The organism is Nitrospirota bacterium (genome assembly GCA_016212215.1).
GTDB lineage: Bacteria > Nitrospirota > 9FT-COMBO-42-15 > HDB-SIOI813 > HDB-SIOI813 > JACRGV01.
Window position 1 is genome coordinate 14671 of the sequence record JACRGV010000036.1, and the last position, 26031, is coordinate 40701.

Below are 26031 nucleotides of genomic sequence, written 5' to 3' on the forward strand. Positions count from 1 at the left end.
AAGGGAGGGGGGATAAAAGTTCTAACAATACAACGAACTTACACAACTTAGTACCTGTTTCCTTCTGCTTCCTGTCCTGAATACTGTGACCCCCTTACAGCCAAGGCGGTAGGCAGACAAGTATGCATCCTCGATGTCATTAACTGTAGCAGTATTCGGCAGGTTAATGGTCTTTGAGACTGCATTATCTGTAAATCTCTGAAAAATCGCCTGTATCTTAATATGCCGTGCAGGAGGTATGTCGAAGGCAGTTACAAAGAGGTCTCTAATATCCTGCGGGATGGAGGAGATGTGCTGTATAGACTCTGACTTAGAGATCTCTGATAATAATTCTTTATTATAAAATCCCTTACTCTTAGCCATCTTTTTAAAAACAGGGTTAATCTCAAAAAGTTTTACCTTATCCAGTACCTCTCTTACAAAACTTACTGCATATAACGGCTCTATACCGCTTGAACAGCCTGCAATTATGCTGATGGTTCCGGTTGGGGCTATGGTTGTTGTTGTTGCGTTTCTTTGAAGAGGGCCTCCGGCTTTATAATATATACTTTTATCAAAATTGGTAAAAGTCCCTCTTTCTTCAGCCAATCTTTTTGATTTTTCTTTTGAAACAGACTGCATAAAACTCATAATGTCCCCTGCAATCTTTAGTGCATCTTCAGAGTTGTATGGGATACCCATCATAATTAGCATATCTGCAAATCCCATTATCCCAAGCCCTATTCGCCTGTTGGCCTTTGTGGCAGTTTCAATCAAAGGTATTGGATAATGGTTTATGTCTATTACGTTATCTAAAAAGTGTACGGCATTAGTTATTGTCTTTTCGAGCTTGTCAAAGTCTATCTTGTTCTGCCTTCTTTCTCTAATCAGCATCTTTGTGAGGTTAATGGATCCAAGGTTACACGCCTCGTAAGGATGAAGGGGTTGTTCACCGCATGGATTAGTGGCTTCAATATCTCCAAACTGTTTTGTAGGATTCAGGCGATTGATGCGATCAATAAACAGGACACCGGGGTCACCGGTATTCCATGCCCCCATTGCAATGTGTCTTAAAATATCTCTTGCCATGAGGCGTGTTACTGTCTTACCGGTCCTCGGATTAATCAAAGAGAATTGCTTATCCATCTCAACTGCCTTCATAAATTTATCAGTAATGGCCACAGAGATATTGAAATTTGTAAGCTCTGAAGGGGTTTCTTTTGAGTGTATAAAATCCAATATATCCGGATGGTCAATCCTGAGTACACCCATGTTAGCCCCGCGGCGGGTGCCGCCTTGCTTTATAACCTCAGTGCCGGTATTAAAAACCTTCATGAAAGAGACAGGCCCGCTTGCAACTCCACCGGTAGAAGAGACAACATCATCCTTTGGGCGGAGTCTGCTGAAAGAAAAACCTGTCCCGCCTCCTGTCTGGTGAATGATCGCAGTAATCTTCACAGCTTCAAAGATGGATTCGAGCGAATCCTCTACAGGGATTACAAAACATGCGGCAAGTTGACCTGACCTCTTACCTGCATTCATAAGGGTAGGAGAATTCGGCAGGAATTCAAGGTTTGCCATCATATTATAAAATACCTTTTCAGTTTTATGAACCGGGTATTTCGGATTGTATATTTTATCAGCCGCAGCAATATGTCCGGCCACGCGGCGGAACATTCCATCCGGGGTTTCTACTATTTTACATTGAAGATTTTTCCTTAGATAACGCCTTTTCAGGATGGTTAAAGCATTTTTGGAAAGCTTTGAGACCATAAACCTCATACTAACACATTAATATGTATGAAGGAAATATTTAGTCATGTAATAAGCAAAATAATTCTGAATATCGGAAATATTCAAGTTGAAGAGTTAAATGTTTATAGAAGGTGCTACTATATATATTAAGAAGAATTACAATAGGTGTAAAGACTATAACTATATTAGATGGTTTTTTCCGGCTCCGTTCGATTCCAATATGTGGTTAAGGCTGTGGTTCAATCTGTGGTTTCTTGATGATAGAAGATACTCAGTTCGATCACGTTCAAGGGTTATCTTATTTTCCCGTACGAGTTTATCAATGGCAAGGAAAATTAAATTATAGGAGTCATCAAGACTGCCTTCCAACTCTGTAAAACTTATAATCCCTTTCTGTTTTACAATCGTTAGAATCTTGTCTGATGTGTTAATTACCTTAGACTCCATTAGACACCTCCTTTTAGAGATCTAATTCATATAGATCGCATAAGTTAATTATTGTTTAATCGAATAGTCCCGAACCACCCCCTTAATCAGAAATTTTTATACCTAAAAGTAGCACTGCGTTAAAGTGATGTCAATTTTTTATTTTTTTTATTTTTTATAATCGCATGGATATATTTTGCCTCCATATTTTTGCATATTCTTGATTAATTTGAATTCTAAGGTTCAATAGGCTATTATAGCCTATTATGAAATTTAATGATGGTGACAGGGTTCATTTTATAGACAAGAAAGGGAGACAATATCCGCTTACATTATGTAAGGGTAAGGTCTTCCAGTTCAGCGGGGATAAGATACTGCATGATGATATTATTGGAAAGGAAGATGGCTCTGTTGTTACTTTTATACGGGGGACAAAATTTATAGCGATTAAACCGACCCTTTCTGAATATATATTAAAAATGCCGAGAGGGGCACAGGTTATCTATCCGAAGGATATTGGGATGATCCTTATGCTTGGGGATATTTTTCCGGGTGCTAAGGTTGTTGAGGCTGGTCTTGGGTCCGGTGCTCTTACAACAGCACTACTCAGGGCAGTGGGGGAGCGGGGAAATGTAATTTCTTATGACATCCGGGAGGATTTTATAAACCGGGCAACAGAGAATATCAGGATGTTTATGGGCAAAACAGACAATCATCTCGTTAAACACAAGGATATATCTGAAGGAATAGAGGAACAGGGTGTAGACAGGGTTATCTTAGACCTCCCTGAACCCTGGAGGGTTGTAAGTACTGCATGTAATGCATTGAGTTTAGGCGGGATATTTCTTTGTTATCTACCTACAACCATTCAGGTTTCACAGGTGACAGCAGAGCTTAAAAGGGCTGAGACCTTCATGCAGATAGAAACATCAGAAACCCTTGTGAGAACCTGGCATGTTGAAGAAAACAGTGTAAGGCCAGACCACCGCATGGTTGCACATACCGGATTTATTACAACAGCAAGGAAGGTAGAAATCAAGTAAAGTGCTATGTACGGGAGTAAAATGACTCAATTAGAAGACGAGTTCGGCGACATCATAAAAAAGGCAAGAAACGGATTGGGGCTATCACTCAATCAGTTATCAGCCAGTACAGGCATCTCCGCAGACTTATTAGAAGAGATTGAGGCTTACAGGTTTACACCTTCAGAGCGGGAAGTGGAATTGATGGCAGGGGAGCTTGGTCTCAATGCCGATAAATTGAACGATATTGCCAAAGGAAGATGGTATCCTGAGGAATTTTCCCGTTTAGGAGATGAGTTATCCGATGTTGCAGTAATTGAGGGGCAGGCAGGTTCATATAAGGTAAATGGTTATTTGTTAATGGATAAGGTAAATGGTCTTGCAGTAGGGTTTGACACAGGAAATAACAGTAAAAAGGTTTTAGAAACTTTAAAGAACAATAGTATGAAGTTGACGTATGTCTTCCTCACTCATGGACATTTTGACCATACCGGCGGGGTGAGCGATATTTGCAGGGTAACAGGTGCAGGCATTGGAATACCTGAAGGAGAAGATGATATAGGGATGGATGATGACATTAATAAAAATGTATTTGCTGTGAAATCAGGCTCAGGATTTAAGGCAGGATTGCTTGAGGTTAGTGCTGTGGTTACACCGGGACATACTCCCGGCAGTACATGTTATATTGCAGGGAATTACTGTTTCTCAGGGGATACAATATTTGCGGGTTCAGTAGGGAGGGCATATAATATGGCTGGATATAATAGCTTACTTGAATCCGTTAGAAGAGAGATTTTATCACTGGATAGGGCAGTACATATTTTCCCCGGCCACGGGCCTGCTTCTACAGTTGGGGAAGAGATAATGCACAATCCGTTTTCTTAACCCTAATCGCATTGACAAGAACCTTACCCCTCCCCTTAACCCCCTCCCGCAAGCGGAGGGGAGATGTCCCCGTTAATCCCCCCTCCCTTGACGGGAGGGGGTGAGGGTGAGGGGGAGGGTGAACTATGGAGATTATTGAGTGAAAGAAACTGTGAAAGGTTTATCAAAAAAAGTTATATTGGAATTGCTGGCTGAAAACCGTGACCATGAGTGTGAAGGGATTGGCCGGGATAAGATATGCGGGCGAATAACAGCGGTTGCAGACCTACCTTCACGCTATGGCCGGTTTCAGGCAATTGCATTCTTTAATAACCGTGACAATAAAGACCATGCGGCACTTGTGCATGGGAATGTCATTAACCAGGAGGACGTGGTTGTCAGGCTGCACTCCGAGTGTCTTACCGGCGATGTGTTTGGTTCGCTTCGCTGCGACTGCCATGACCAGCTTATCACTGCATTACATACCATAGAGAAGGTCAAGGCAGGTGTACTTATTTATCTGAGACAGGAAGGGAGGGGCATAGGTTTTAGTAATAAGATTAAGGCGTATGCACTTCAGGAAGAGGGGCTTGATACAAAAGAGGCCAACATAGCGCTCGGCTTTCGTGATGATGAAAGAGAGTACAGCGTTGCAGCCCATCTTATAAGGTCATTAAAGATTAAGTCTGTAAGGCTTATGACCAACAATCCCCACAAGATAGCTGACCTTGAACAATACGGAGTGAAAATAACTGAGCGCATCCCTTTAATTATCCAGCCTAATAAATACAACCGTTTTTACCTTGAGACTAAAGAGAAGAAATTCGGACACTTATTAAGCGGATAATTTATGCGGCAGGTCCCCTGAGCTTACGGATTCCACAAAGGAAAATAATAATTCCCCCCCTTTGTTTAAGGGGGGGTGAGGGGGGGTATCTTCTGATTTAATTCCTCCATTGCCTCCTTATACAATAGAGAGGGGTTATCCTTATATCTTGGAGAAAAGTGGAGTATTACGAGTCTCTTTGCCTTTGCAGCCCTGGCAAGACTGCCGGTCTGTTTTGCTGTCAGGTGAAACCGTTCTGACGCCAGGTCAACATCTTCGTGCAGATAGGCTGATTCACAATACATAACATCAGAGCCTTCAGCCAACCGGACTATCTTGTCCACATTTTCAGCAGTGTATTTGGAATCAACGATATAAGATATTTTTTGCCCTTCAGTGATTACGGCAATCCTGTTCTTCAGCTCTCCTAATGGGAAATTTACAGGATGGTTGTCTAATAAAATACTAAAATCATCCTCTTCACGTTGACCCTGCCATAGAGCCTCTTTAAATTCCTTCAGCCATGGCCCAATAGGCAGGCCAATAGCATCCAATTTGTCTTTATTGATGTTGATGTGAAACCGTTCTCTTATGCTGAATCCAAGCGATGGGACTTTGTGGTCTAAATGGCAGGCAGAGATTGTAAGCATATCTTCTTCAAGTAGAGTCCCGGAAAAAGGTAGAGAGCCTAAGTTATGCCGCTTGAAGCCTTCATTTGCACGGAACTCTGCCATATTGATTTTATCAGGATAAACCTCTGTCACATGCAATATGAAGGCATAACCATCTACCAAATTCCATGTGTATCCCTTTAACTTGCCCTCAACATTATCAATAATACCAGGGGGGCCGAACATCCTCAGCCCCTTTTCCCGTTTTAAAAGGAGTCTTAAAAGATGGTCAAACCCTGCAAAATGGTCCATGTGTGTATGAGAGATAAAGACATCCGAGACTTTAAGCAGTTTTGACGGCTCCAGAGAAGTGTTATCTCCAAGGTCAAAAAGGATAGCCCGTTTCTCCCACATTATTTCGATATAAAGTCCGGGGTCACCGAAGGGGCTGTTTATGAGGTAGGAATGGATAAGTGGTTTCATGTTTAAAAGTATAGGGTTCAAGGGGGCGAGGGTTCAAGGGTTCGAGCGGATTTCTTTACTTGATCTTTTGAATCCTTGAATCCTTCATTTTTTATACTTCTGACGGCATCGTTTCTCCGCCAGGGGCTTCTCCATGAGCGGCCTCTTCCACTGCTGCGTCCAACTCCTGTTCAAAATCATCCCCAAGTTCATCTCCGAATTCCTTTCCCATCTTCTTCATAACCTTCGCCATGCTTGCCGGGTCATTTTCATCGAGGTCACCCCATTTTCCGGGGTCAGCCATAGACTCAAGCCTTGCCTCTTCAGATTTTGGTGCGGCAAATCTGGACAAAAGTCTTGAAAGGTTGCCCCCGCCGCAAATACTGCACAGCGGCTGCTCAGAACGGTTCATGATCAGCAGTGTTATCTTTTTCTTACAGTCATTACATTTGTATTCGTATATCGGCATTGCTACCTCCTTCTTTTGACGAGCTTATTTTAATAGAAAGTAACGATAGTTACAAGAGCGGTCTCAATAGGGTATCGGAGAGTCTTTGAAAAGATTTGTGATTAAGCGGGTTATTGCCTGATATAAATGGGATTATTCCTATTACAGGTATCTCTGAATACTTCTCTATAGTTTCGACGCAGGTTTTTTCTGCAAGTGTCTTTCCCCCTTTTCCCGCATGATTTATGACTATCCCTTTGATTTGAATATTTTTATTTTTCATGTAGTTAATTGTAAGCAGCGTGTGATTTATAGTTCCGAGGTCAGGCCTTGTTATGATGAGTGCAGGCAGGCCAAGTTTTTTTATAAGGTCCGCCACATAAAAATACCTTATTATGGGGACCATGATGCCGCCTATTCCTTCAACAATCATATATTCATGTTGCCTGCATAATACCTTATATGCTTTTATTATCTTTCTAATGTCTATAGGGGTGCCTGATATCTCAGCGGCTACAGAGGGTGCGACAGGTTCTCTGAACATATACGGTGTGACAAGTTCTATCGGGTCATCAACAGATGCGGCCTTCATAAGGTAAAGAGTATCTTCAGGGATAAGCCTCCCTTTTTTTATTATGCAGCCCGTATGAACGGGTTTCATGATACCTGTATTTATCCCGCTATTCTTTAATGCGGATGCAATGCCTGCACTTACAAATGTCTTGCCGACTCCGGTGTCTGTAGCTGTGATAAAGATGCCGTTCATCCGAAAATCACCTCCGGCGGGGTTGGAAAACCCCGCCTATTCATTTCTACGAGGATAGGCGGGACATTCCTGTCCCGCTGATTTTCATGGTCCTTTGGAACCCTATGTTCATAGGAGTTCATCCAAAAATCCCTTCCGGCGGGGTAAGAAAACCCCGCCTATTCATTTCTACTAGGATAGGCGGGACTTTCTTGTCCCGCTGATTTTCATGGCCCTTTGTGAACCCTCGCTCATGAGGGTTCATCCGAAAATCACCATAGCTCACCCTCCTCCTAACCCCCTCCCGTCAAGGGAGGGGGAAAAGCTTAGCATCCCCCTCCCCTGGCGGGAGAGCTGCAATTAAATTCCTACCAAACTCCTCCCCCCTCCCTTGCGGGGGGAGGCAGGAGGGGGGCACCGGGTAAGGGGGCCTTATTTTCATCATCCTTTGTGAGCCGAAGGCTCATGCCCTTTTTCTTGCTTCTATCTTCTTGCTTCTTACTTCTGCTCATTGCTCACTGCTATACTATCCTGCTGTCCAGATTGAACACCTGTCCGGATACGTTTTTCATCGTAGAAAGGTTATATATGAAATCAGCAACTTCTTCCATGTCCTGCTCTCTTTGTAATATATTAGAGGAGATAATATTTCCTCTAATGGGTTCAGTCAAATCTGCTGTCATGTCTGTATTCAAAAAGCCAGGTATAACTGCATTCACCTGTATACCGTAGCTACCTAGTTCCAGAGCTGCTGATTTTGTTAGGCCAATCAGTCCTGCCTTGGATGCTGCATAAGCAGATTGACCTGCCCTGCCTTTAATACCGCTGTATGAAGAGATATTGATTATATGACCCGTCCCATTTTTTATCATTACATCCGCCGCTGCCCTCATTGTATTGAATGTACCGGTAAGGTTTGTTCTCAATACATCCTCCCATTCATCTGTCTTAACATTCATCAGGAGATTATCCCGCGACTTACCTGCATTATTAATAAGAATACCAATAGCCCCCCACCTTTGTACTATTGATTCAATCATTGAGTTTACATCATCTGCACATCCAACGTCAGCATAACAAACAACAGCCTCCCCACCTTTATTTATAATTTCATCCGCAGTCTCCACAGCGGCTTCTTTGCTTTTCAGATAGTTTATAACCACACGGCATCCTGCCTCAGCAAATCGTAAGGCCAGCAGCCGTCCAAGCCCGCGTGATGCACCAGTAATGAGAACCACCTTATTCATTATTTTGTTTTTTTATGTTCAAGTAACGCGACTATTATCATATCCAATCCGTCAATGCTCTGGAAGGCTATCAGCAGTTCCCGCTGTTTCTCTTTCTCCGGCAGCTTCATTGCCGCTTCAACTGAGTCTGGTATGGATATGTTTATCATTACTCAGTCCTCCTTTTATTGTTCATTCAGTATAACAGTTTGTCGCATAAAGATAACGTTTCCCTATTTCTTCATTTAATCTAACGCCTGCCTTCAGCGGTGGGCTGCATCTGGTGCGTCTGCTTGATGATGTTGTGGGGTATCTGTGACTGGGATATACCACTTCGGTTTCATGCGCCCAAAGTCTTTTCTGATATTTGTACACAGGCTCTTCTTTGAGTCCAGTACGTAGGCATGCCCGTTTTCGCGAACGAACACTACCCAATGCCAATATGGCTGGCCCTTCTCAATATGCCACTTGATTGACAAGAGAGCTATATCTGGTAGGGCTTCCCATGAATGAAACGGAATTTCACGAGAACCAGTTTTAATTTTGAAGTAGGTCAGTAGTTTTCGTACATGCGAAGTTTCTGACCATAAGCTCTGGTTGTGGGCGAAGATGCCCAGAGAATTTGCGATCGATTTTGTCTTTGGGTACGAAAGACCGGCAATAGCGGCAACGCTCGCGATACCGCAACCTGTACGTTCTATTTGAACCACTGGTTTCATAATTAAGGCCCAAGCATAGTATGATGCATGGCAAATCTGCCCCGATATTATTAATGATACTGTAAAGGTTTTACACATGTAGAGTCAAGACCAAAAACCAAAAAATCTTGACCAAGTCAGGAGCATGATGTGCCTGCACCATTACTCCATCCATACCGAACGAACTTACATTGACTGGATCAAATGATACATTGCTTTTCATCGGATGAGCCGTCATGAACTGGGGCCTATAAAGGGCATGGAAATAAGGCTCCATAATCTTGTCATTCCCGAAGTTTTTAATCGGGCATCTATTTTTAGACAAACTATATCCCCGATAGAGGCATTCGGGGATGACAGAAGGGTATTTTCGGAAAAGTCACGTCAAGACTTGGCGAACGGAGAATGCAAGGTCGAGGCGTTTCTCAGGGTGTTTTAGATTCCCATAGCGATTTACCGGTGGCTCTGAAATAAAGTGACTCAGGATCAACATCAAAACCGCAATCCCACACAAGAGTAGGCCATGAATCAAGATGAAAACGCGCAAAAACTTCAGGATTACGCAATGGTTCCGCTGTTTGATATTTATATACAATATCCTGGAGATCTACTTCTCCTGTTTCACCTGTGTTAAATCTTAGAAATATCCGATAGTCTCTAACATACCTTGCTTCTAAAATTGAAATACATTCCATAATTTATTTTCCCTTTGTCGATAATGTAAAGGATTTACCCACGTAGAGTCAAGACCAAAAAACAACAGCACTTTTTTTGGGTGTTGACATATTTGCTTTATATATGGTATAGAATAACCAATATGAAGGCAGATTTGATTTATCATGAAAAAAGAATAGAGGGGAATGAGGTTGTCGAGATTAAAATATGGTCAGTTTCAAAAAGCCAGGATAAGCCTCACGGATATAAATATTCGTTGGTACATATCAGGGAAGGTAAACGCATAGTCGGATATGATAATGCCGAAGGTAAAGGAGATCACCGGCATTATGGAGACATCGAAGAATCATACAGGTTTGAGGGTCTGGATAAGGGTCTGTTCAGGAGTAAACTGTGCTTTTAAACGCTCAGATTTCGGTCAGGTTTGGGTGCGACTGATTGAGTAAGCCCGAAGGCGTAGTGGAGACTACGTCAAGGGGTTGCGATTGAGGAGCACCCAAAGATGGCCGGAAGATGAGATGTATAAAAGTATAGGTTATTTCTGAACAGACCCTAAGCTATTTTCAGATTTTTATTATGATATTAGGGGGGACAAAAATGAAGATTAAGAATATTACTATAAGGATAAAATCCCTTGAAGAGATACTTGAAGAGGCAAAAGGGGTAATGGAGGCTATCGAAAAGGGAGATAAGGTAAAGAAACACAAGGGTATTTCTTTTGCAGATATTGATACCATGCAAAAAATACTCACAAAGGAACGGCTCAGGATTTTAAAGACAATTAAACATAAAAATCCAAATTCAATTTATGAACTTGCCAAAATCTTAGGACGTGACATCAAGAATACTTATGATGATGTTGTGTATCTTTCTGACATGGGGTTCATTGAGCTTAAAAGGGTAAAAGAAGGCAGGGAAAAGATTGTACCCTCCATCCCCTACAATGAGATTCTGGTAAAAATAGCAGTCTGATTTTGACAGCAGACATCAAACCTCACTTCATATAGCCCGCAATTCTTTCCCCACCTTTTCAAACACTCCAATACAATATTCAATATCTTCTATACTATGACCGGCTGTGATGGTTGTCCTGATTCTGCAACTGCCATCCGGCACTGTGGGGGGGCGTATGGCTGAGGCGAAGATTCCTTCCTGAAATAGGCGTTCTGAAAATTTTATAGTATATTCGGCACTGCCTATCAGTATTGGGATGATGGGGGTTTCGCTGTTCATGGTGTTAAAGCCGAGGCGTTTAATCTTTTCCCTGAAGAGCATTGTATTTTTCCATAAATTATTCAGCATGGAGTTATCTTTCTGGATCAGATTTATTGCGGCGATGGATGCTGCTAAGACTGAGGGTGGTAATGCAGTTGTATAAATGAAGGGCCGTGCCTTGTTGATCAGGTATTTTTTGATGATTGCAGGGCCGGCAATATAGGCTCCGAAGGAGCCTAATGCCTTGCTGTAGGTGCCCATTGTGATGAATTGGCTTTCACTTGAAAACAACCCCATCCCCACCCTAACCCTCCCCTTGAAGGGGAGGGAATTTTCCTCTCCCTCAGGGAGAGGATTAAGGTGAGGGTAATGTTCTGATGAGCCTCTCCCGTTTTTCCCAATGACCCCTGTGGCATGGGCATCATCTACTATCAGTACCGCATCATAGTTCATTGCGATACTATTAATTTCAGTCAAAGGGGCAATGTCCCCATCCATACTGAACACACTTTCAGTTATAATAATCCTCCTTCTGTAGCCAGAGGCGTCTAATAATAATGAACGGAGGTGTTCTGTATTTCTATGTTTATATATAAAGACTTTTGCCCTGCTCAGCCTGCATCCGTCAATTATGCTTGCATGGTTTAACTCATCGCTGAATATTGCATCCGTGTCTGAGGCTAGTGCCTGGATTATTCCTGTATTTGCCATATAGCCGGTGTTGAAAACAAGTACATCTTCTGTTTGTTTGAATGCGGCCGTGACTCTTTCCAATTGTTCATGTAATCCCATATTTCCTGACATGAGCCTTGATGCAGAGGCGCTGGTTCCATAAGTTTCTATGGCAGTAACAGACGCATCTTTTAATACCTTGTGATTTGCAAGTCCGAGGTAGTTGTTTGAGCAGAGAGAAATGTATTGCCTGCCGTCAACAGTGACTTTGTCAGATTGAGGAGAATCTATCCGCCTGAGGTTTCTGAATAAGGACTGACCCTTCATGGATTGCAAGTCATCGTCTAATTCATCAAGTAACTCTTTAAGACCCATACACCGTTCCAATCTTATTTATGATAACTGGCTGTCTTTCCAGATAGTTTATATAATCGTTAAGTGATAAGCCTTCAGGATTTACAAAGAAGACCCGTCCGCCTCTTGATGAACCTTTTTCCTTCATGTTTGTGATGCGTACATAGCCGCTTTTTTCGGAGGCAACATACCCTGTTGTATAATCCGGATTATCAGACCAGCAGAGTTCTGCAATAGTCTCTTCCCTCCTGCAAACCTTTGTTGCAATGGCAACCGCATCAATAACCCGATGATGAAAGATGTCATGCATCAACAAAGCCTTTTCGATGCTTTTCCTCGCCGCATCAGTGTAATCAATCCTTGAGACCCTTACCCCTCTTTTTGTATCAGGCTCGATTCTCTTTCCAGTGTCAATGTCCATAATGATTGCACCGCGCATGTTGCTTCCCCCGGCAGCCGGGCCGATCCTGAGGAGATTAAATGCTTGATTGATTATCTCTGTTTTTATGCCATTAGCCTCCAGAAGCTTTTTCGCATCTTTTTCTGCAGATTCAGTGGTGGGAGATTTCACAGTCTTAATATCAAGGGATTCTGCATAACAGATTGCATCATGCTCAATCTTTTCAACATTTATAGATATACTATCCGGCTTAATGTGAGATGATAATGCCCGGCAGACTAATTCGTTAAATACATTTGCAAGATTGGCCTCATCCAATATCCGTTCTGAGCCGGTTACATGAATATTATTTGAGGATGCCCGCATCCGGACACTATATAACTGATGTGAGTGTCTCAATCTTAAGACCTAAATCACTGAGCATTTGAAGGTCTTTGCCCGGTTCCCTTCCGCCATTTGTAAGGTAATTACCGATCATCATCCCATTTGCGCCGCATGAAAATATAAATGGATGGAGTTCACGCAGGGCAGTAGTCCTTCCTCCGCATATCCTGATTTCCTTATCAGGCATTACGAATCTGAAGAGTGCGATTATTCTGAGTGCGTCCCAAGGAGTGATGTTCTTGCCATTCGAAAATGACCCCCCCATGCCCCCCCTTGAAAAAAGAGGGGGATTTTTATCATCCTTTGGGAGCACCCCGCTCATGGATTTTTCATTAGATATAGGATTTCCTTGAATTGGCATAAGGAAATTTATCGGCACTGAGTCAACATCCAGTTCCCTGATTGCAAGGGCAAGGTCAACCCTGTGTTCAATCGTCTCCCCGATGCCAAATATCCCTCCGCTGCATATTGAAAGCCCGAGGTTCTTTGCAAGCCGGACCTGTTCTATCCTGTCCTTATAAGTATGGGTTGTGCATACCTCCGGGAAGAATGCCTCTGCTGTCTCAAGGTTATGATGAAATCTTGCTAATCCGGCTGATTTCAGTGCAGTCATCTCATCCTTAGTCATACTGCCGAGGGTAGCACAGACATTGATGCCGACTTCATTAGTTATCCGTGATATAAATTCACATATCTTATCAAGTTCTTTTTTACTGCCTATACCGTTTCCGCTTGTTGCCAGACAGAATTTTGTTGCACCATTTGCCTTAGCCGTCCGTGCCCCTTCTATAACCGTGTCAATTGGAAGGAGGGGATATGAAGTTATATCAGCAGAGGAATATACAGACTGTGAACAAAAGGAACAGTCTTCTGGACATCCTCCTGATCGGGCATTGATTACAGAGCAGATGTTTACCGTATTTCCGTTAAAAGTTTGACGGACTCGGTCAGTCCATGACATGAGGTGCGGCAGATATTTATATTCAAGGTTGAGGATGCTTAAAGCCTCATCACGTGTGATCCCCTTATTTAATAAGACATTCTCTCCAATATGGGCGATAATGTTTGTCATAAAGTCCGTATGAAAAAATCAATAAATGTTGGGCATTAAACTTGCAACTTATCAGGGAAAGATGTTATTACAATTGAATTTGATTGTCAACATGGTTACATACTTAGTGGTTGACAATGAGGTCAAAAATCTACAGAAAGGTAAGGGTCTGTCATAAAATAACTTGTGCATTTAGGCGCTAAGATTTCGGTCAGGTTTGAGTGCGACCGATTGAGCAAACCCGAAAGCGTAGTTGAGTCTACGATGAGGGGTTGCGATTGAGGAGCACACAAAGATGGCCGGAAGATGAGATGCATAAATGTATAGGTTATTTTATGACAGACCCTTAGCTTGACTTTGAGATTTAAACTACGATAATATTAAAATAAATCCAGTAGTTATAATAACTTTAAACTGGGGAGGTTCAAATGTTTGAACGGTTTACGGATAGGGGAAGAAAGATAATTATTTTGGCAAGGGAAGAGGCTGAAAGGCATCAGAACGACTATCTCGGCACAGAACACGTTCTCCTTGCAATCCTGAGAGATGGTGAAGGGGCTCCTCTTATAGTCCTGAAAAAGATGGGACTTTCCCCTGAGCAGATTCGTATGGAGGTAGAAAGGAATCTCCCGTCCGGCGGCGTTACCATGACTTATGGTGAGATCCCGTTTACCCCCCGTGTTAAAAAGGTAATAGAGTATGCAATTGAAGAGGCGAAACTATTAGGGCATAACTTTGTAAGCAGTGAACACCTGCTCCTCGGTCTTATCAGGGAAGAAGATGGTATCGGTGGAAAGATACTTAGAAGCCTTGGTGCTAATCTGCTTACCGCAAGACAGCTTACCCTCAGCTTCCTCAAGCGGGTTCAGACAAGGGAGCGTGAGAAAAAGAGCAACACACCGGCGATTGACGAATTCGGCAGAGACCTTACAGCACTTGCTGTTGAAGGCCAGCTTGACCCTGTTATCGGCCGCGATAATGAGATTGAACGTGTACTACAGATATTAAGCAGGCGTACTAAGAATAATCCGGTTTTGATAGGCGAGGCCGGTGTCGGCAAGACTGCAATTGTTGAGGGGCTTGCCCAGAAGATTGTAAACCTTGAGGTACCTGATAACCTTCTGAATAAGAGGGTGGTTGCACTTGACCTTGGGGCACTCGTTGCCGGAACAAAGTACAGAGGACAGTTTGAAGAGCGGTTAAAGGTAATAATGAAAGAGATTACTACAGCCGGCAATATTATTATATTTATTGACGAACTCCATACCCTTGTAGGCGCCGGTGCTGCTGAAGGTTCAATAGATGCATCCAATATGCTGAAGCCTGCATTTGCAAGAGGGGAGATACAGTGCATAGGTGCAACAACCCTCGATGAGTACAGAAAATACATTGAGAAAGACGGTGCCCTAAAACGGAGATTCCAGCCTATCTATGTTAGTCCAACCACTTCAGATGAAACTGTAGAGATTATAAAGGGGCTTCGTAAGAGATATGAAGACCACCACAATGTTTATATAGTTGATGAGGCTATTGAAGAGGCTGTCCGCTTGTCTGACAGGTATATTACAGACAGGTTCCTTCCGGATAAGGCGATTGATGTGATTGATGAGGCCGGTTCACGTGCTAAATTAGTCTCCCATTTTGTACCGGAAAAGATCCGTGCAGTTGAACAGGAATTAAAGAATGTCCTGCGTGAGAAAGAGGTAGTAAGCAGGATGCAGAGGTATGAGGCTGTTGCAAGGTTCAGGGAAGAAGAGGAAAAGCTCAGGGATATGATTGATGATGCAAAGCGTGACTGGCGTAATCAGCTTGATAAGTCAAGGCCTGTTGTCGGCAAGGAAGAGATAGCATTTATTGTTTCAAAAATGACTGGAATTCCTCTGATAAAGCTTGAAGAGGGTGAGACACAAAGACTGCTTATGATTGAAGAAGAACTTCATAAGAGGATTGTAGGACAGGATGAGGCAATATCCGTTATTGCAAGGGCAATCAGACGTTCACGTGCCGGATTAAAGGGTGTGAAGAGGCCGATTGGCTCGTTTATCTTCCTCGGTCCGACAGGTGTTGGAAAGACAGAGCTTGCCAAGGCCCTTGCTGAATATCTCTTTGATAATGAGGATGCCCTTATAAAGATAGATATGTCGGAGTATATGGAGAAGTTCAGCTCGTCAAGGCTGATGGGAGCGCCTCCGGGATATGTAGGACATGAGGAGGGCGGTCAGTTAACAGAGAAAGTCAGAAGGAGACCTTACTCTGTAATACTTTTTGATGAGATAGAAAAGGCCCATCCTGATATGTTTAATATGCTCTTACAGGTATTTGAGGATGGATGCCTTACAGACAGTCTGGGACGCAAGGTAGACTTCAGAAATACGATAATAATAATGACATCAAATATTGGTGCAAGGGTTATTGAAAAAGGTGCGGCATTAGGTTTCCAGACACCGTCTGAAGAGACCCAGATAAAAAAGATGAAAGGCTCAATTACTACAGAGCTGAAGAATGTTTTCAATCCTGAGTTCCTGAACCGTATTGATGAGATTGTGGTATTCCATCCGCTTAACAAGGAACATCTTATAAAGATCGTTGACATTCTTTTAGATGAGGTAAACGAGCGTCTTACAATCAGCGATATGCACCTTGAGGTAACAACAGAGGTTAAGGAATGGATTATAAATGAGGGCTATCAGCACATGTACGGGGCACGTCCTATGAGGCGTGCAATCCAGAAGTATATTGAAGACCCGCTCTCAGAGGAAATAATTAAGGGACGGTTTAAGGAGTCAAAAAGGATAAAAAGCGTGCTTCGAGACGGCAGACCGGATTTTATAGAGGAAGAGGTGCTGGCAGAGGTCTGAATAGGCAGAGGTTAGAAGTAAGAAGTAAGAAGGAAAAAGATAGAAGTTAGAGGCAAGAGGCAAGATTAGAGGTTGTCAAGGCTTGTGGCAGGATTGTAAATCTGTTAAGCTTTGACAGCCTTTTTTTTGTTTTTAGGTATTAGTTAATAGGTAATGTGAGGAAACTCCAACATTTCCTTTCCTTCAAGGGGAGGGTGCTAAGCTATTCCCCCTCCCTTGACGGGAGGGGGGTAGGGGGAGGGTGAGAAATCAGCGGGACAGGAATCTCCCGCCTATCCTCATAGAAATGGATAGGTGGGGTTTTCTTACCCCGCCGGTGGGGATTTTCGAGTGAAAAAATTCATTTTAATAATAGCCTTGATTATCATTACGGCTGCTGTATTATTTCTGATTTATAGAAACAGGCCGGTCAGCAAGCCGGTACTTGTGCAGAAACAGGAGCGAATAGAGACGCCGCAGCCGGAGAGTGTTCCCGAAGCTCTGCCGCCTCATCATAATAATGCAAGGATTGCGATTGTGATTGATGACCTAGGTTATGATAAAAAAATTTACAGAGAGTTTGTTGAACTTGGGATACCGCTAACATTTTCTGTTCTTCCGGGGGAAAGGTATTCTGCAAATATTGCACGGGGTGCAAGCCATCTGAAATATGAGGTAATGCTTCATCTGCCGATGGAACCACAAAGCAGATTAGTAAATCCAGGCAAATGGGTAATCCTGCACAATATGTCCAGAGATGAAATGCTTAGTCAGCTTTCAAAGGATATACGTGCAGTCCCCAATATTGCAGGTGTTAATAACCACATGGGTTCGCTTCTCACAGAAGACAGCCATGCAATGAATATTGTACTTGGAGGCCTGCGTAATAAAGGTTTGTATTTCCTTGACAGTAAAACTACTCCTAACTCAAAGGCGTTTGAGATTGCAAAGGGCATGGGGATCAAGAGCGGGAGGCGTGATGTTTTTCTTGATAATAATGCTGATGTAGACTACATTAAGGGACAGATAGATATAGCAATCAAATTGGCTAAAAAGAAGGGTGAGGCTACTGTTATAGGTCATCCACGGATAGAGACATTGAAGGCACTCAGGGCAAGGCTTTCTGCTTTTGAAAAAGAAGGGATTGATTTGGTCCCGGTGTCTGAAGTGGTGAATTAAGTGGGATGATAATAAGACCCCCTCACCCGGAGCCCCCCTCCTGCCTCCCCCCACAAAGGAGGTGGGAGGAATTTGGTAGGAATTTAATTGCAGCTCTCCCGCCAGGGGAGAGGGTGCTTAGATTATTCCCCCTCCCTTGACGGGAGTGGGTTAGGGGGAGGGTGAGCTATGGGGATTTTAGAATGAGTTACATCCTTGGCATAGAATCTTCATGTGATGAGACCGCCGCTTCAGTACTGAAAGATGGCCGGCAGATTTTATCGAGTATAATTGGTTATCAATATGAAATACACAATAAATACGGGGGCATTGTCCCTGAGCTTGCCTGCCGCAGGCACATAGAAGTTATTTATCCTATTGTTAATGAGGCAATAGAAAAGGCCGGCATTAAATTAAGCGACCTGGATGCAGTTGCGGTAACATCAGGGCCTGGTTTGATTGGTGCGCTTCTTGTTGGTATTTCCTTTGCAAAGTCCCTTTCATACTCCTTAAACATCCCGCTAATAAGTGTTAACCATCTGGAAGGCCACTTATGGGCAATATGCCTTAAACACAGGGTTCAGCGTCCATTTATCGCACTTGTTGTCTCTGGTGGACACACAAATCTTTATATCGTCGAGGATATCGGCACATACAAGTTGCTTGGAAGCACACTTGATGATGCAGCAGGAGAGGCATTTGATAAGGTCTCAAAGATATTAGGTCTAGGCTATCCCGGAGGGCCTGCGATTGAGAAGCGTGCTGAATCAGGGGATGCAGGGTCAATACAATTTCCAAGGCCATTGTTAAAAAAAGACGGTTTTGATTTTAGTTTCAGTGGCATGAAAACTGCAGTGTTAAGTTATGTAAAGAGCAGGTATAAGTATGCCCATGTTGATGATATACCTGAAATCTTAAACAGTGAGGAGCAGCTAAGGTCTGATATTGCCGCAAGTTTCCAGAATGCAGTAGTGGATGTCCTGGTGCACAAGAGTCTTGCCGCAGTTCAGAAGACAGGCATTAAGAGGCTCGTGTTATCAGGCGGTGTGGCTTGCAATAAGCTATTGAGAGAAAAGATGAAGGAGGCAGGCGTTCGGGAGGGTATAAAGGTTTATATACCTGAACCTGAGTTTTGTACTGATAATGCGGCAATGATAGCATGGATTGGTAACCGGTATTTTAAGAAAGGGAAATTCGCAGACATGAAGTTGAATCCTGATGCGGACAGCAAGATAGGGCGTGGAGAAGAGGTTAGAGGTAGGAAGTAAGAAGTTAGAAGCAAGAAGTAAGATATAAGAGCTAAGCGAAAGTTTATTCCCTCCCCCTTGAGGGGGTAGGGTGGGGGTGAGCAATGGAGATTATTGGTTGAACCCAAGATTTCTAAAATATCATATACTTTACAGCCTTTTTTTTGCGCTGCTCTTTACCGGATGCGGGAGTAAAGTAAACAGTTCCGGTGAGTCACAGGGATTCTATCCTGATTATGGGGTTCATGTTAATGATGTTGTGATGATTGAGATAAATTCACCTTCGGCCGGTACATTGTGGTCAGGGAACTCTACAGGAGGAAGTTCGGCATCAGACACTTCTAATTCAGTGAGTGATGCATTGCCCGTAAAAAAGAGTATGGCACTTGATATTGGGACAACTACCCAATTTTCAGTTAAGGCTCAGGATATATCAGGAAATAGTTATGAAAATGTAAGAGTTGCATGGACTTCTGAAAATACAAATGTAGTTGCAGTGGATAATAATGGGAATATTGCAGGTGTGTCTCCAGGGAGTGCAATAGTAACTGCTAATTTAACCATGCCCGATGGAACCATTATTACTGATAGTGTTTTGATCACAGTATTTCCATCTCCGGTTCAGGACAAAGTCTGGGTTAAGAATGCTTCAACTATTACACGTACCATGTGGGACCACGCCTCAGTTTTATGGAATGGTTATTTATATGTTTCCGGTGGAAATTCAGCATGCGGCGGTGATACAGATTATCAGGATTGTGGGTTTACTAATAAGGTTTATTTTGCAAAAGTAAATACAGACGGGTCAGTAGGCGGCTTTAGTGTGGCCGGCAAGATGCCGGTCTACCTGAGGGGGCACTCACTTCTTGCGTATAACGGTTTCATGTACATTATAGGCGGGATTGTTCAATTCCCGCCCCCATGTAATTTTACAGACCCCTCTTGCGTTCTCCCCAATCCCCTTTGTAATCCATTATTGGACCCTGCTTGCGTGAATCCGGACCCGAATACATATACACATGGCCCGGATGACACTGTTCTGAACGAGAAAGTATATTTTGCAAGCATAAATCCTGACGGGACAATCGGCACATGGCAAGAGACAGCTCCACTTCAGTTACCTGAGTTGACACCGGACTTGCAGGCTAAGGCCGGCCTTTTTGCCCATTCTGCAACTGTTGTAAACGGGTATATTTATGTAACAGGAGGGTGGAATGCAACCCTCAAAAAGAATGTGAATACTATATTGATTGGGAAAATAAATATTGATGGGAGTATAACAGGATGGATAAATCAGACCGGCTTTGATCTTCCATATAATCTCAGCAAACATGCCACGGTTGCAGTTAATGTAAATGGAGAGTATTATCTCTATGTTATTGGAGGTAATAGCGGCGACCTTGGTGCACAGTTATTTCATAATGAGATTCTTTTTTCAAAGATAGCCGTTGACGGCATCCCGGGGCCATGGAGCTATGCATCAAATAATCTTCCTGTTCCCTTAATAGACCACGCGGCTGTAAGTTTAGGCAGATATGTTTTTGTGTTAGGTGGAAGGGATGGAGTTGAAGTATGCCAACAAGGGACACCGGGTAAAGATCAGGTATGTACTCATCCTTACAATAAGTTCCCGGATGTTTACCAGTATTTTGTTAATGACGCTGGAGACCTCGAACTTGTGAACTATGGACAACCACTCCCCTCATTACCTGTACCACTATTCCACCATGCGGCTGTTGCCGATATTGTTTCCGGAAATATTTATGTAACCGGCGGTGCAAGCGGGGATACAGAAAACCCGGTAAACAGGCATAATGAAGTTTATTACCTCTCACAGTAAGCACGGGTGAATAGAAGTAAGAAATTAGAAGTAAGAGGCAAGAAGCAAGATAAAAACAAAGCCCCCTCACCCGGACCCTCTCCCGCCAGGGGAGAGGGTCCATAGAATATTCCCCCTCCCTTGATGGGAGGGGGTTAGGGGGAGGGTGGCTACGAGGATTTTCGAGTGAAATTATCATTATTTTCTACATTGCTTTTCCTTTCATATCTCTGCATAGTAATAATCATGTTAAGCCCTCAATCTGTAAAGGCGGAGATATATACTTATGAAGATGAAAACGGGACCGTACATTTTTCCAATGTACCTACAGACCCTCAGTATAAGATGATTATTCCTCCAAAGATTGAAAAACGTGTCCCATCCTATCTTTCTCTAAAATCGGATAATGGTATAAAGAAATCTGAATTTAATAAATTAATAGAGACGAAGTCTTACAAGTACGGGCTTGACCCGGCCCTTGTAAAGGCAGTCATAGCCGTAGAGTCCGACTTCAATCCCAATGCCATATCAGAAAAAGGGGCGAGGGGGCTGATGCAATTGATGCCTATGACAGCCAATGAACTTGGGGTATTTGATTCTTTTAATCCTGATGCGAATGTTGACGGAGGGACGAAATACCTGAGATACCTGCTGGACTATTTTAGTTGGGATGTAGACCTTGCCCTTGCAGCATATCATGCCGGAATTATGCGGGTGATACAGAATACCGGTGTTCCGCCAATACCTGCCACACATCAATACATCGGCAAGGTAAAGACTACTTACAGGAAGTATATGGTGGAATAAGTTAGGTATATAGGCTGAAGGTGTTTAGGCTGAAGGAAGACAGCCTTCAGCCTGCCGCTTTACCTTCAGTCTTCAGCCTATCAACCTTCAGACTAAAGTGTTTTACCTTTCCGCTCCACTCCGGGAAATCTTCACGGAAATTTGTACCGACACTCTCTTTCCGCTTTAAGGCTGATAAAGTGATCGCCATTGCAGTATTCAGCATATTCACAGCCTCTAATTCCTTTCTTGTGAATCCATGAATTTCAAAAGAAGAGAGGAGGCAGATTATATCTTTTAATGCCTGCTTTAATGTTGATTCTGAACGGATTATTCCGACATTTTGCCACATTGTCTTTTTTAGTTCTTCTTTGACGGTTTCACTCGAAAATTTTTCCGGCGGGGTTAGAAAACCCCGCCTATCTGCAAATGGTGATGGCCCCCCATCCGTGAATAATAAATTGAGGATAGGTGGGACATTCTTGTCCCGCTGATTTTTATGCCCCTTACTGAGTCTAAAGTCGCTGTCTTTTATCCGTATCTCCCTGTTTATTCTGATACCCCCTGAATAACCTAACGCTGATATACCGGTTCTTTTGCCGAATACAAGTCCTTCCAGCAGAGAATTGGATGCAAGCCTGTTTGCCCCGTGAACGCCTGTACATGCAGCTTCACCTGCTGCAAAAAGGCCGGGAACAGATGTACGTCCCCATATATCTGTCTTGATTCCGCCTATAATAAAGTGAGCAGCAGGACTTACAGGTATCATATCCTTTGTAATATCAATCCCATATTGCTTACATGCATTCCACGCCGTTGGGAACCGTTCTCTAAGTAATGAAGATTTTATACGGGTTGCATCCAATAGTACAAAGTCTGAATTGGTTTTCTTCATCTCGTAAATTATGGATCGTGAGACTTCATCACGTGGTGCAAGTTCAGCAAGGGGGTGATATGCAGGCATAAAACGTTTCTTTTTGACATTTCTAAGAAGTGCACCTTCCCCACGTAATGCCTCTGTTATGAGGAAGGATGGGGCGCCTTTCAGAGCAAAGGATGTTGGGTGAAACTGTACGAACTCCATGTCTTCAAGCACAGCACCGCTCCTGTATGCAGCGGCAATACCATCACCTGTAGCTCCTGATGGATTTGACGTTCGTAAAAAAATCTGCCCGGCCCCGCCTGTTGCAATGATTACAGCCTTTGCAGCAACAGGGAATATCTCACCGCTATTTTCATTTAAGAGTATGGCCCCTTTGCATGTACCATCTCTTATTATCAGGTCTACGATAAAATGTTTTGAGAGTTTGGAGATATGATTACTCTCAAGGGCCTTTGACCTCAGTACCTTTACAATTTCTTCGCCGGTAGAATCTTTGAAGTGCAATATCCGTCGTCTACTATGAGCGCCTTCAAGTCCTGCGAGATATTTACCGTCACTCTTATCAAACCTTACTCCCCATTCGATTATCTGGCTTACTAACTCCGGCCCCTCCTCAACAAGCGCTTTTACCGCCTGCTTTTTACACAGACCGTATCCTGCCTTGAGGGTATCTTCGATATGAAAATGAGATGTGTCGTCTTCACCGGTGACAACAGCAATGCCGCCCTGTGCATAACTTGAACTGCTCTCAATTGACCTGTCTTTTGTAACTATGAGGACTTTCCCGTGAATGCTAAGCTCAATCGCAGTCCTCAGACCGGCTATACCACTGCCTATGATAAGGAAATCTGTTTTCATCTGAAAAACCCTTCCGGCGGGGTAAGAAAACCCCGCCTATCCATATCTACGAGGATAGGTGGGACTTTCTTGTCCCGCTGATTTTCATGGCCCTTTGTGAGCGCCCCGCTCATGACGGTTCATCCGAAAATCCTTTCGAGTAAGCAGTGAGCAGATAAAACCTGCCTTCACTGCTTACTGTTCGCTTTTTTAGATATGCCGAAAGGGCTGTTACCTTTAATTCCGGTTATTTTGATGGAGTCTTCGTATTGGATTAGGAGAACCATACTGCCGCCTTCAATCAATGTTTTCCCGTTATCTGTTTTATTATCTTTCCATGTGCCGTTCCAGTGTATGGTAACATCTGCATTGCCTTTGTTAAACTGTATCCTGTCAACAAATAGCGTCAGAGACATACTATTAAAGCTTGAAAAATCATTGAGGATTGCATCATTAAATTCTTTTGGAAAATATTCCCGGGAAAACATAGAGGTCAGACGTTCATCGTGTTCTTCATACAGCTTTTTTAGCTTAAAAACATAATCATGAATATTTCTCGTCTTCACAGCATCTTCTGATAATATTGTCTTTCCGCCGCACCCGGTCAGTGTGATTACGGGGAGTATAACAATCAGCATAAAGACAATTATAGCCGTTGGAACAGCTTGCAGATAAACATCAGATTTTTTCTTATGTGCCATATATATCACCATCCTTATTGTGGGTAACAAAACTAACATGGAAGTTATACTGTAGTCAAGAAGACCTTTGGGAAGGAGGGTAGATAAAGCAGGACAGAGAGCTTTACCGGCAGTTATTGCAGATTATGTCTTATAGATATTTTATTCTTCCGCAGGTTTATCAGCAAGACTGAATGGCAGAGGGATGTTGATCTCGTTATCTTTGATGAACTCCTTAAGATGAAAGGGTGGAAGTCATGGATTAAAGGGATATTTGATACCTAAGGGGCAGAGCCTAACCTGTTGATTACTGGTTCTGCAAGGCTTGAGACTATGAAACGAGGGGGAGATTCACTTCATGGAGGATACGACAGGGAGTAAAGTTGCACTCCACTATCTTAGGGACAAGGATAAGAATGAGGTGGATTTCCTGACACTCATTGATAATAGCCATCGCTAATAATCGAGGTAAAGGAAAGTGATGATGAATTTTCAAAATCACTTTATAAGTTTCATGCATTCCTGAAAGACGTAAAACCAATCCAGCTTGTATATTTGCTGAAGAGGAAAAAATCTACAAGGACAATGCAGATGCTGCCGGTTCATGAATTCCTTGCCGGCATTGATCTTATGCATTAGTTAACCTGCCGGGAATAACAAAGCCACAGCCCTTTTTTTCTTATCATCATTTCCCATTGGCGGCAGATTCATTGCCTCAACTAAATAAACAGGATTGGCTGGTATATCCCAGTCCTCAGTTCCGCTTGTAATCTCGTTTGTCTCAATCGTACGGTAAACAGACGAATTATCAGGTACAGATTTGTTGCGGTGAATGAAGTATCTGAACCCAGGTGAGGTGATGGTATAAAGAACCCTCATTTTCGGAACTGCTCCATCACGGAGTGGATTTTCAGATTTCCTGAAACCCTCCTCAAGAAATACTGCGGCACATACCTTCAACCCACTGCCGGTCATCTTAATAATTGTGGCGGTTTTGGATGCCCTGAACAATTCTGATAATTGCGGTACTGCCCTCATAGAAATGCCGTACTGCCTCAGATTATCAAGGAAATAGTCCCCGGGTAGCAGAAGTTCGGAGGCCGCAATATCACACAGCGTTTCCACCTCTCTATTCGGATCTATGTTGTCAGTTTTTTTTGACCTCATCTGAATAAATCCGGAATGGTCAGGGAAAAAGGTATGTGCAATCTCATGGCAGATAGAGAAGTTCCGGCGCTCAGGGAGTTGAACAGATGTATTTAACAGGATGTTCATAGAGCCGTCACCGGCAGGATAAATCATGGCATCTGCTTCAAGATGTATTTCTGCAGGGATAATCTTTATGCCCAGCAGTCCGGCAAGAATAGCAGGATCAAAAGGCGGGCCGCTCCATCCGCAATCTACTGCATACCGGAAAAGGCTTTTCGCCTTCTCCCGGATAATTGCCTCAGGATTATTGTCCAATCCGCCGGACGCCATAGATTCTTCTATAAGACTGATTACAGAAGGGTGTCTCCATCTGCGGTTGTTGAGTCGCAACTCCCCCCTCCTTACTTACCGCCGGTTACCCTGTAAATCGTCTCGCATAAATAAGCCCAGTCCTCCTTGCTCATCGCCCCCTTTTTTCTTGTCTTCACCTGAGTCAGGGCACGGATAATATCTTCAGGCACAGGATTGCCGCCCCTTCTCCGTTCCTCAAGAAACTCCTCCAGAGTCTTATCCTTAATCTCAGGAATGTTTATTGCGTTAACCTTCTGAAGTTCAAGAATGTCTGCAATAGTGACATCCATGGCATCAGCAAGTTTCTTCAGGGTATCAACGGACGGGCTTATGATGATTTCATTCTCAAGCTGTGAGATATACCCCTTGGACACCCCGGACTTTTCAGCCAGCTCAGGGAGAGTCAGGTTCTTTAATTTCCGAAGGTTGGCGACCCTCTTACCTACATGACCTTTTGGATACTTCATCAGT

27 protein-coding genes are annotated in these 26031 nt (G+C 43.2%); 10 read left to right on the plus strand and 17 right to left on the minus strand.

Features of this window, described 5'->3' with window-relative positions:
* Window positions 1-21 precede the first annotated feature (21 nt).
* Together HZA08_03435 and HZA08_03440 are read right to left on the minus strand one after the other, a co-directional pair.
* Window positions 22-1752, minus strand: a complete 1731-nt coding sequence (locus HZA08_03435; protein ID MBI5192481.1) for an adenosylcobalamin-dependent ribonucleoside-diphosphate reductase — start codon at window positions 1750-1752, stop codon at window positions 22-24.
* A gap of 162 nt (window positions 1753-1914) precedes the next feature.
* On the minus strand, window positions 1915-2181 hold the full coding sequence (locus HZA08_03440) for a hypothetical protein (protein MBI5192482.1): 267 nt from the start codon (window positions 2179-2181) through the stop codon (window positions 1915-1917).
* Between the two features lie 245 nt (window positions 2182-2426).
* Here HZA08_03440 and HZA08_03445 point away from each other — a divergent pair, with 245 nt between their 5' ends.
* From HZA08_03445 to ribA, 3 genes are all read left to right on the plus strand, one after another.
* Entirely contained in the window at window positions 2427-3203 is a 777-nt protein-coding gene (locus tag HZA08_03445) for a tRNA (adenine-N1)-methyltransferase (GenBank protein ID MBI5192483.1), read from the plus strand.
* 21 nt (window positions 3204-3224) lie between these two features.
* A complete protein-coding gene (locus HZA08_03450) occupies window positions 3225-4067 on the plus strand; it encodes an MBL fold metallo-hydrolase (GenBank protein ID MBI5192484.1) in 843 nt (280 codons plus the stop codon).
* 139 nt (window positions 4068-4206) lie between these two features.
* Window positions 4207-4893: a GTP cyclohydrolase II gene (ribA, locus tag HZA08_03455; protein MBI5192485.1), complete on the plus strand. Its 687-nt coding sequence runs from the start codon at window positions 4207-4209 to the stop codon at window positions 4891-4893.
* 65 nt (window positions 4894-4958) lie between these two features.
* Here the strand turns inward: ribA and HZA08_03460 are convergent, their stop codons facing one another.
* From HZA08_03460 to HZA08_03495, 8 genes are all read right to left on the minus strand, one after another.
* Window positions 4959-5966, minus strand: a complete 1008-nt coding sequence (locus HZA08_03460) for a ribonuclease Z (GenBank protein ID MBI5192486.1) — start codon at window positions 5964-5966, stop codon at window positions 4959-4961.
* Window positions 5967-6057: 91 nt separating this feature from the next.
* On the minus strand, window positions 6058-6414 hold the full coding sequence (locus HZA08_03465) for a zinc ribbon domain-containing protein (GenBank protein MBI5192487.1): 357 nt from the start codon (window positions 6412-6414) through the stop codon (window positions 6058-6060).
* Window positions 6415-6463: 49 nt separating this feature from the next.
* On the minus strand, window positions 6464-7159 hold the full coding sequence (bioD, locus tag HZA08_03470; GenBank protein ID MBI5192488.1) for a dethiobiotin synthase: 696 nt from the start codon (window positions 7157-7159) through the stop codon (window positions 6464-6466).
* A gap of 118 nt (window positions 7160-7277) precedes the next feature.
* The gene (locus tag HZA08_03475; protein MBI5192489.1) at window positions 7278-7424 is read right to left on the minus strand and encodes a hypothetical protein; all 147 of its coding nucleotides are present in this window, start codon (window positions 7422-7424) and stop codon (window positions 7278-7280) included.
* A gap of 235 nt (window positions 7425-7659) precedes the next feature.
* Window positions 7660-8385: an SDR family NAD(P)-dependent oxidoreductase gene (locus HZA08_03480; protein MBI5192490.1), complete on the minus strand. Its 726-nt coding sequence runs from the start codon at window positions 8383-8385 to the stop codon at window positions 7660-7662.
* On the minus strand, window positions 8385-8534 hold the full coding sequence (locus HZA08_03485; protein ID MBI5192491.1) for a hypothetical protein: 150 nt from the start codon (window positions 8532-8534) through the stop codon (window positions 8385-8387). The genes HZA08_03480 and HZA08_03485 overlap by 1 nt, the downstream gene beginning before the upstream one ends.
* A 93-nt stretch (window positions 8535-8627) precedes the next feature.
* On the minus strand, window positions 8628-9083 hold the full coding sequence (locus tag HZA08_03490) for a hypothetical protein (GenBank protein MBI5192492.1): 456 nt from the start codon (window positions 9081-9083) through the stop codon (window positions 8628-8630).
* 404 nt (window positions 9084-9487) lie between these two features.
* Window positions 9488-9757 (minus strand): DUF2442 domain-containing protein, encoded by a 270-nt coding sequence (locus HZA08_03495; protein ID MBI5192493.1) that lies wholly within the window; start codon window positions 9755-9757, stop codon window positions 9488-9490.
* Between the two features lie 122 nt (window positions 9758-9879).
* Between HZA08_03495 and HZA08_03500 the strand changes: the two genes are divergently transcribed.
* Window positions 9880-10140, plus strand: coding sequence for a hypothetical protein (locus HZA08_03500; GenBank protein ID MBI5192494.1), 261 nt, complete (start codon window positions 9880-9882; stop codon window positions 10138-10140).
* Window positions 10141-10334: 194 nt separating this feature from the next.
* A complete protein-coding gene (locus HZA08_03505) occupies window positions 10335-10709 on the plus strand; it encodes an ArsR family transcriptional regulator (GenBank protein ID MBI5192495.1) in 375 nt (124 codons plus the stop codon).
* A gap of 27 nt (window positions 10710-10736) precedes the next feature.
* Here HZA08_03505 and HZA08_03510 read toward each other — a convergent pair whose 3' ends face one another.
* The 3 genes from HZA08_03510 to bioB are packed head-to-tail and all read right to left on the minus strand — an operon-like array spanning window position 10737 to window position 13834.
* A complete protein-coding gene (locus tag HZA08_03510) occupies window positions 10737-11999 on the minus strand; it encodes an 8-amino-7-oxononanoate synthase (GenBank protein ID MBI5192496.1) in 1263 nt (420 codons plus the stop codon).
* The gene (locus tag HZA08_03515; GenBank protein MBI5192497.1) at window positions 11989-12744 is read right to left on the minus strand and encodes a 6-carboxyhexanoate--CoA ligase; all 756 of its coding nucleotides are present in this window, start codon (window positions 12742-12744) and stop codon (window positions 11989-11991) included. Before HZA08_03515 ends, HZA08_03510 begins: the two co-directional genes overlap by 11 nt.
* A 7-nt stretch (window positions 12745-12751) precedes the next feature.
* Complete coding sequence (gene bioB / locus HZA08_03520) at window positions 12752-13834, minus strand: biotin synthase BioB (protein ID MBI5192498.1); 1083 nt, start codon at window positions 13832-13834, stop codon at window positions 12752-12754.
* A gap of 407 nt (window positions 13835-14241) precedes the next feature.
* On the opposite strand from bioB, the gene HZA08_03525 reads away from it, so the two are divergent.
* From HZA08_03525 to HZA08_03545, 5 genes are all read left to right on the plus strand, one after another.
* Window positions 14242-16671, plus strand: a complete 2430-nt coding sequence (locus HZA08_03525) for an ATP-dependent Clp protease ATP-binding subunit (protein ID MBI5192499.1) — start codon at window positions 14242-14244, stop codon at window positions 16669-16671.
* Window positions 16672-17001: 330 nt separating this feature from the next.
* Window positions 17002-17829, plus strand: coding sequence for a divergent polysaccharide deacetylase family protein (locus HZA08_03530; GenBank protein MBI5192500.1), 828 nt, complete (start codon window positions 17002-17004; stop codon window positions 17827-17829).
* A gap of 182 nt (window positions 17830-18011) precedes the next feature.
* Window positions 18012-19076: a tRNA (adenosine(37)-N6)-threonylcarbamoyltransferase complex transferase subunit TsaD gene (gene tsaD / locus HZA08_03535; GenBank protein ID MBI5192501.1), complete on the plus strand. Its 1065-nt coding sequence runs from the start codon at window positions 18012-18014 to the stop codon at window positions 19074-19076.
* 76 nt (window positions 19077-19152) lie between these two features.
* Window positions 19153-20895 carry an Ig-like domain-containing protein gene (locus HZA08_03540; GenBank protein ID MBI5192502.1) on the plus strand — a complete coding sequence of 581 codons (1743 nt, stop codon included), beginning with the start codon at window positions 19153-19155 and terminating at the stop codon, window positions 20893-20895.
* A gap of 225 nt (window positions 20896-21120) precedes the next feature.
* A complete protein-coding gene (locus HZA08_03545; GenBank protein MBI5192503.1) occupies window positions 21121-21681 on the plus strand; it encodes a lytic transglycosylase domain-containing protein in 561 nt (186 codons plus the stop codon).
* 46 nt (window positions 21682-21727) lie between these two features.
* Here the strand turns inward: HZA08_03545 and nadB are convergent, their stop codons facing one another.
* The 4 genes from nadB to HZA08_03565 all read right to left on the minus strand — a co-directional run bounded on the left by nadB (window position 21728) and on the right by HZA08_03565 (window position 26027).
* Window positions 21728-23401 (minus strand): L-aspartate oxidase, encoded by a 1674-nt coding sequence (gene nadB, locus HZA08_03550; GenBank protein MBI5192504.1) that lies wholly within the window; start codon window positions 23399-23401, stop codon window positions 21728-21730.
* A 167-nt stretch (window positions 23402-23568) separates the two neighbouring features.
* The gene (locus HZA08_03555; protein ID MBI5192505.1) at window positions 23569-24081 is read right to left on the minus strand and encodes a hypothetical protein; all 513 of its coding nucleotides are present in this window, start codon (window positions 24079-24081) and stop codon (window positions 23569-23571) included.
* 618 nt (window positions 24082-24699) lie between these two features.
* Entirely contained in the window at window positions 24700-25599 is a 900-nt protein-coding gene (locus tag HZA08_03560) for an ImmA/IrrE family metallo-endopeptidase (protein MBI5192506.1), read from the minus strand.
* Window positions 25600-25610: 11 nt separating this feature from the next.
* Complete coding sequence (locus HZA08_03565) at window positions 25611-26027, minus strand: helix-turn-helix transcriptional regulator (GenBank protein MBI5192507.1); 417 nt, start codon at window positions 26025-26027, stop codon at window positions 25611-25613.
* Window positions 26028-26031: the final 4 nt, after the last annotated feature.

Excerpts from the sequence above, each read along its gene's own strand:
- HZA08_03435 (MBI5192481.1), bottom strand. The coding sequence starts at position 1,752 with ATGGTCTCAAAGCTTTCCAAAAATGCTTTAACCATCCTGAAAAGGCGT.
- HZA08_03440 (MBI5192482.1), bottom strand. The coding sequence starts at position 2,181 with ATGGAGTCTAAGGTAATTAACACATCAGACAAGATTCTAACGATTGTA.
- HZA08_03445 (MBI5192483.1), top strand. The coding sequence starts at position 2,427 with ATGAAATTTAATGATGGTGACAGGGTTCATTTTATAGACAAGAAAGGG.
- HZA08_03450 (MBI5192484.1), top strand. The coding sequence starts at position 3,225 with ATGACTCAATTAGAAGACGAGTTCGGCGACATCATAAAAAAGGCAAGA.
- HZA08_03460 (MBI5192486.1), bottom strand. The coding sequence starts at position 5,966 with ATGAAACCACTTATCCATTCCTACCTCATAAACAGCCCCTTCGGTGAC.
- HZA08_03465 (MBI5192487.1), bottom strand. The coding sequence starts at position 6,414 with ATGCCGATATACGAATACAAATGTAATGACTGTAAGAAAAAGATAACA.
- bioD (MBI5192488.1), bottom strand. The coding sequence starts at position 7,159 with ATGAACGGCATCTTTATCACAGCTACAGACACCGGAGTCGGCAAGACA.
- HZA08_03480 (MBI5192490.1), bottom strand. The coding sequence starts at position 8,385 with ATGAATAAGGTGGTTCTCATTACTGGTGCATCACGCGGGCTTGGACGG.
- HZA08_03485 (MBI5192491.1), bottom strand. The coding sequence starts at position 8,534 with ATGATAAACATATCCATACCAGACTCAGTTGAAGCGGCAATGAAGCTG.
- HZA08_03490 (MBI5192492.1), bottom strand. The coding sequence starts at position 9,083 with ATGAAACCAGTGGTTCAAATAGAACGTACAGGTTGCGGTATCGCGAGC.
- HZA08_03495 (MBI5192493.1), bottom strand. The coding sequence starts at position 9,757 with ATGGAATGTATTTCAATTTTAGAAGCAAGGTATGTTAGAGACTATCGG.
- HZA08_03500 (MBI5192494.1), top strand. The coding sequence starts at position 9,880 with ATGAAGGCAGATTTGATTTATCATGAAAAAAGAATAGAGGGGAATGAG.
- HZA08_03505 (MBI5192495.1), top strand. The coding sequence starts at position 10,335 with ATGAAGATTAAGAATATTACTATAAGGATAAAATCCCTTGAAGAGATA.
- HZA08_03510 (MBI5192496.1), bottom strand. The coding sequence starts at position 11,999 with ATGGGTCTTAAAGAGTTACTTGATGAATTAGACGATGACTTGCAATCC.
- HZA08_03515 (MBI5192497.1), bottom strand. The coding sequence starts at position 12,744 with ATGCGGGCATCCTCAAATAATATTCATGTAACCGGCTCAGAACGGATA.
- bioB (MBI5192498.1), bottom strand. The coding sequence starts at position 13,834 with ATGACAAACATTATCGCCCATATTGGAGAGAATGTCTTATTAAATAAG.
- HZA08_03525 (MBI5192499.1), top strand. The coding sequence starts at position 14,242 with ATGTTTGAACGGTTTACGGATAGGGGAAGAAAGATAATTATTTTGGCA.
- tsaD (MBI5192501.1), top strand. The coding sequence starts at position 18,012 with ATGAGTTACATCCTTGGCATAGAATCTTCATGTGATGAGACCGCCGCT.
- HZA08_03545 (MBI5192503.1), top strand. The coding sequence starts at position 21,121 with ATGTTAAGCCCTCAATCTGTAAAGGCGGAGATATATACTTATGAAGAT.
- nadB (MBI5192504.1), bottom strand. The coding sequence starts at position 23,401 with ATGAAAACAGATTTCCTTATCATAGGCAGTGGTATAGCCGGTCTGAGG.
- HZA08_03555 (MBI5192505.1), bottom strand. The coding sequence starts at position 24,081 with ATGGCACATAAGAAAAAATCTGATGTTTATCTGCAAGCTGTTCCAACG.
- HZA08_03565 (MBI5192507.1), bottom strand. The coding sequence starts at position 26,027 with ATGAAGTATCCAAAAGGTCATGTAGGTAAGAGGGTCGCCAACCTTCGG.